The sequence below is a fragment of the Cupriavidus sp. 05N39 genome, assembly GCF_056397325.1.
The window spans coordinates 1-4,834 of the sequence record NZ_JBFTNE010000202.1; the positions used below are offsets into that span (position 1 = coordinate 1).

Annotated in this window: 4 protein-coding genes and 1 pseudogene; 1 reads left to right on the plus strand and 4 read right to left on the minus strand. The window is 65.3% G+C overall.

Annotation, left to right across the window (positions count from 1 at the left end; translation table 11 throughout):
* Positions 1-4 precede the first annotated feature (4 nt).
* A complete protein-coding gene (locus tag AC1DN0_RS40265) occupies positions 5-1,153 on the minus strand; it encodes a porin (RefSeq protein WP_477146563.1) in 1,149 nt (382 codons plus the stop codon).
* Between the two features lie 362 nt (positions 1,154-1,515).
* On the opposite strand from AC1DN0_RS40265, the pseudogene AC1DN0_RS40270 reads away from it, so the two are divergent.
* Positions 1,516-1,683 (plus strand): annotated as a pseudogene (locus AC1DN0_RS40270) (NAD(P)(+) transhydrogenase (Re/Si-specific) subunit beta); the annotation flags it as partial.
* Positions 1,684-1,724: 41 nt separating this feature from the next.
* On the opposite strand, the gene AC1DN0_RS40275 reads toward AC1DN0_RS40270, so the two are convergent.
* The 3 genes from AC1DN0_RS40275 to AC1DN0_RS40285 form a co-directional block, all read right to left on the minus strand.
* Positions 1,725-2,339: an RBBP9/YdeN family alpha/beta hydrolase gene (locus AC1DN0_RS40275; RefSeq protein WP_441637498.1), complete on the minus strand. Its 615-nt coding sequence runs from the start codon at positions 2,337-2,339 to the stop codon at positions 1,725-1,727.
* Positions 2,340-2,370: 31 nt separating this feature from the next.
* Positions 2,371-3,711, minus strand: a complete 1,341-nt coding sequence (locus tag AC1DN0_RS40280; RefSeq protein WP_477115592.1) for an MFS transporter — start codon at positions 3,709-3,711, stop codon at positions 2,371-2,373.
* A gap of 110 nt (positions 3,712-3,821) precedes the next feature.
* On the minus strand, positions 3,822-4,832 hold the full coding sequence (locus tag AC1DN0_RS40285; RefSeq protein ID WP_477146564.1) for a beta-keto acid cleavage family enzyme: 1,011 nt from the start codon (positions 4,830-4,832) through the stop codon (positions 3,822-3,824).
* Between the last annotated feature and the right edge of the window lie 2 nt (positions 4,833-4,834).

A 4,834-nucleotide genomic window follows, 5' to 3' on the forward strand; every position in this document is an offset into this window, starting at 1 on the left:
GTAGCTATTGGTAGCTATTGCCAAGGGAAAGGCTGTTAGCAAAGCCAATCATCGGGGAATCCAGTCCCAGACCCGCATTCTTTGAATATGCCGTGGTCAGGTAGACATCAGTCCGCTTGGAAAGCGTGTAGTCCGCGATAAAGGCAACTTGCCATGGGTTCGGCACCGACTTGTTGGCGAAGAAGCTCTTGACGTTGTCGTAGTCGTATTCGAGCGTCAGRCTAAGCGCCGACGTCACCTGGTAGTTGGCGCCGATCCAGTAGAAGTCGTCGCGCTCGATCAGGCTGCCATTCTGGTCCTTGTTCTGACCCCAGCGGTAGCCGCCCATGATCTTTGCCGGGCCGAACGCATAGCTTCCCGCGATTGTCGCCTTCTTGAAGCTGCCGCTGCCGAGGGCAGCCGCGGTCGCCGGGTTGGAAATGGTCGGGTTGAACTGGTCGTAGGCAACGGCCACACCGACAGGGCCGGCAATGTAGGTCAGCGCCGCGCCATAGGCGGTATCGCGGCGGAACTGGCCCGGCACTTCGCCGTTACCGCCGAGGAGCGGGCCGTTGGCTACCGTCGTCGGCAACGCCAGGCCGGTACCGAAGGACCAGTGCGCCAGTGCGGACACCGGACCGAACTGGCCGGAGTACTTGATGGTGTTGTCCTCGCGGAAGTTGGCGCCGGTCAGCATCACGATCGGTTCATACTGGGTGGCAAAGGCTGCCGGCACGAAGTTCGCGATGCTCTCGAACATCGAAGTGTACTGGCGGCCGAAGGTCACCTGGCCGAACTGCGTACTCTGCAGGCCTACGTATGCCTGGCGACCGAACAGGCGGCCGCTTTGCTGCGATGTGCCGGTATCCAGGTTAAAGCCGCTTTCCAGAACGAAAACGGATTTCACGCCATTGCCGAGATCCTCCGCACCGCGCAAGCCCCAACGCGAGCCGGACAGGCCCCCGGAGTTCGCGCGGTAGACGTTGTTGGACGGGCCCGCATTGAACTTGTTGGCAGCGGTGGGAACGGCGCCGACATGGTTGGCGAACTCAACGTTCATATCCGCCACGCCATACAGCGTCACGCTGCGCTGTGCGTGGGCGCTGCCGGCGCAGATTGCGCCCGAAGCAATGAGTGCAAGATTAAGCTTGCTCAGTTTCCTAGACGATTTCACTACCTGTCCTCCTCATATCCATGTTTACGTCTGTTATTGACGCCGTCATCATGCAAAGAATTGGGCGCCGTGCGCCCCCCAATGGCAGGGGGGCGGGATTCTCCGGATACCAAGAGATTTTCTGCGCATGGGTGCAAATGGACGACGGGGGTTCGGTAGCGGGTCAGGGCTTGTCAAAGGGAAGCAAAGGAAGCTGAAGGTGACGGGAAAGGCGGCCCGCGCGATGCGTATTGATAACGCAGGGCTGGTGGGGTCGGGGAGACGCTACCTGTGCGCGGTGCTTCCGGATCGAAGTGGCCCGCCCCGCACTGCCGCTGACAGCGCGAGGTCGAGATTCGTTTGGCGGCAAATCGCCGCTTTGTCAGGAACTGACCGGGAAGCGGGTAGGGAAGGGGGTGGCGGTGAAGTACGCGATCCTCGCGGCGGCAGGCCCCATGCCTGGCCACATGAACGTGCTACTGGCCGGGGCCGAGGTGGCTTGCGATCAGGTCTTCGAAATGGAAGGCACCAACAGCGAGTGCAGCCAGGCGTCGCGGTGCGTCCTGCCATGACCTGAGGGGGCGTTGGACTGTCAAGCCGTCCGCTGCTTGCCCTGGCCAATCAGTTCAGTCATTTCGGAGAGTTCCTGAATGAGCGGCTCGGCGCGCGGCCATTGGCCGTAGCCGGCGGCTGGGTTGAGGTGGCCGACGTTGCCGAGGTCGACCAGGCGGCTGCCCCAGGCGCTGGCCAGCGCGGCGACTTCCTCGAAACGGGCAAGCGGATCGTTGCGGCTGGCCGCGACGATGCTTGGGAAGCGCAAGGCCGCGCGCGGTGCGGGTGTCCAGCCGTTCAGGCGCAGCGCATCTTCGTCCGGATAGCCTTCAGGCAACGGATGATCGAAATCGGGCGGCGCGGCCAGCAGCGCGCCGCGCACGGCGCGCGCGGAACGGCGCGCCCAGTGCACCGTAATCATGACGCCGGCGCTGTGGGCCACCAGCAAGGCCGGCTCACGCAGGCTCGCCAGCGTGCGTTCCAGCGCAGCGACGCGCACGGCGCAGTCAAGCTTGTTGTGCTCCAGCGGAGGCACGATGCTGACCTGGCGCCCGTCGGCGCGCAACTTGTCGGCCAGCAAGGTTTGCCAGTGATCCGCGACATGGTCGCGCAGGCCGGGGACGATGACGATCGGGGGTAATTCAATGTGATGCATCTTGTTGTTTACTCAGCGGGTGAAGGAGGAGTCAGGCGCCGGCGCGCTCTGCCTCATTGCGCGCTTCGGCAAGCCGCAGGTCGCGCAGGTAGCGCGGCCTGGCGATGAAGAACACGGCGGCTGCGACCAGCGAGATCAGCGGAACCACCTGCAGGGCCCCGAGCAATCCGATCCTGTCGGCCAGCAGGCCCGTCAGGTAAGGCGCCGGCGCGGCGCCCAGGATGTTGTTGGCCAGYGTCAGCATCGCCAGCGCGGTGGCATGGGTCGAGGGGCGGGAGAGATTGACCACCATGGCGCCGGCGGGGCCCCAGGTACCCATTGCCAGCAGCATGCCGAAACCGATCAGCAGCAACTGCGMGGTACCCGGCGGCARCCGGAAGCCCGCCAGCAACAGCRCGCACGACACGAGACAGAACAGGATCGCSAGCGTCAGCTTGCGGGCCGGCGCGTTGCGGCTAACCCGGTCCGTCAGCATCCCGCACAAGGTCATGCCRACGCCGCCGACGATCAGCAGCGCCGCGGCGAGCAGCGCCGCCTTGTCGGGCGGCATGCCGTAGTACCGGTTCAGGTAGCTCGGCATCCAGGCCATGATCGCGTAGGCGATGAAAAGCTGCAGGCCGCTGCCGACATAGGCGCAGACCAGGGACGGTGCCCAGAAGAGCCCGCGCAGCAGCGCCGGCAAGGGGATGCGGGCTCGGGCTGGCGCCGCGCCGCCGTGGGTGGCGCGTGGCCCTGCCGTGCGCCGCGCCAGCCTGGCTTCGGTCACGGTGACGCAATAGATCAGCACCACGATCAGTCCGAATACCGCCATGGCCATGAACGCCGCGCGCCAGCCGAAGCGGGCCGCCACGACACCGCCCAGCCCCATGCCCAGCACCGCGCCGAACATGCCGCCGGAGGTGAAGGCGCCGGTCAGGGTGGCACGCAGGGAMGGCGGGAAGATGCTCAGGATCACGGCCAGCCCGACGCTGCCATAGGCCGCCTCGCCAATGCCGACGAAGAAGCGGGCCGCCAGCATATGCCCGTAGCTGGCGGAGAGCGCGCACGCCAGCGTGCCGCAGCTCCACAGCAGCGCCATCAGGGCCAGGCTCTTGACGCGRCCCCAGCGATCGGCGACGAGCGAGAACGGCACSGTGAACAGACCGACCATCAGCGCGACGATGCCGCTGAGCGAGCCGAGCTTGGCGTCGGACAGGCCCCACTCAAGCCGCAGTTGGGGAAAGACGGCGTTCAGCACCTGGCGCGACATGTAGTCGGAAAGCAGGAGCGCAAAAATGAGGGCGAATACCAGCCACGCGTAGGCATGCGAGCGTGCCGGCTTGGCGGTGAGATCCGTGTCCGCGYGAGCGGCCCCGGAGAGGGACTGTCCCATGAAAGTCTCCTGCGGTCTGRTGCCGCTGTGGCGCCGCGAATTCGGCGCGGATTGTGTGATCSATGGCGAGCGGACGGGCATCGTTGCCGGTCCGCTTGCCCGGGCTGGCGTCAGGCTGCGCGCAAGGGCAGGKTTGCCTGCCGCGGCTTGCGGTTGGGCGCCATGCCATGCATTGCCAGGGTTTCCTCGGCATCCTTGTACTGCACGCCGATCTTGTAGATCTTGCGCGCTTCCTTGCCGCTGGCCACTTCACGGCCGAGTTCGCGGGCGACGCGCACGCACTGCTCGATCTGCTGCACCGAGGTCATGCGGTTGCCGTGCTGGTCGATGATGGTGTCCTCGATGCCGCAGCGGGGGTGCAGGCCCATCGACATGGCCATCATGTTGAACGGCAGGACGTTCTTCAGCAACGATTCGGCGGTCAGCGTGCASCCATCCGGCGCGCGATGGATGAAGTTGAAGAAATTGAACGGATTCGGACCATCGAAGCCGCCGCCGATGCCGATCCAGGTCAGGTTCAGCGGTCCGGTGTACACGCCCTTGCGCACCAGGCGATCGAGTGTTTCCAGCGCATGGATGCCGGTCAGCTGGAAATGCGGCTGGATGCCGGAGGCCTGCAGGCGCCTCAGGTGCTCCTCGACCCAGGCGGGGCCGGCGGGCACGGTCATTTCGCTGTAGGCAGCCTGGAAAGCCGGGTTGGCCAGCGAGGTGCCCTCCAGGTATTCCGGGTAGAGCAGCTCCATGATGTTCATCTGCGTCGTATTGATGGCCACCGTCACCTGGTCCGGCTTGGGGTCCAGGTCGGCGAGCATGTGCCGGGTATCGTCCGACAGCCACTTGGCGGCCTGGCCGTCGTCTTCCGGGGCAAACGAGATCGAGCCGCCGACCTGGATGATCATGTCGGGCACCGCGGCGCGCACGCCGGCGATCAGTTCGTTGAACTTGGACAGGCGCTTGGAGCCCTTGCCATCGAGTTCGCGYACGTGGAGGTGCAGCACCGTGGCACCGGCGTTGTAGCAGTCAACGGCCTTTTGCACCTGTTCCTCCATCGTCACCGGAATGTCTTCGGGGAAATCCGCCGGCATCCACTCGGGGCCGTAAGGCGCCACGGTGATGACCACTT

What these genes read in the sequence shown, in the direction of transcription:
- AC1DN0_RS40275 (WP_441637498.1), bottom strand. Translation starts at nt 2,339, where the DNA reads ATGCATCACATTGAATTACCCCCGATCGTCATCGTCCCCGGCCTGCGC.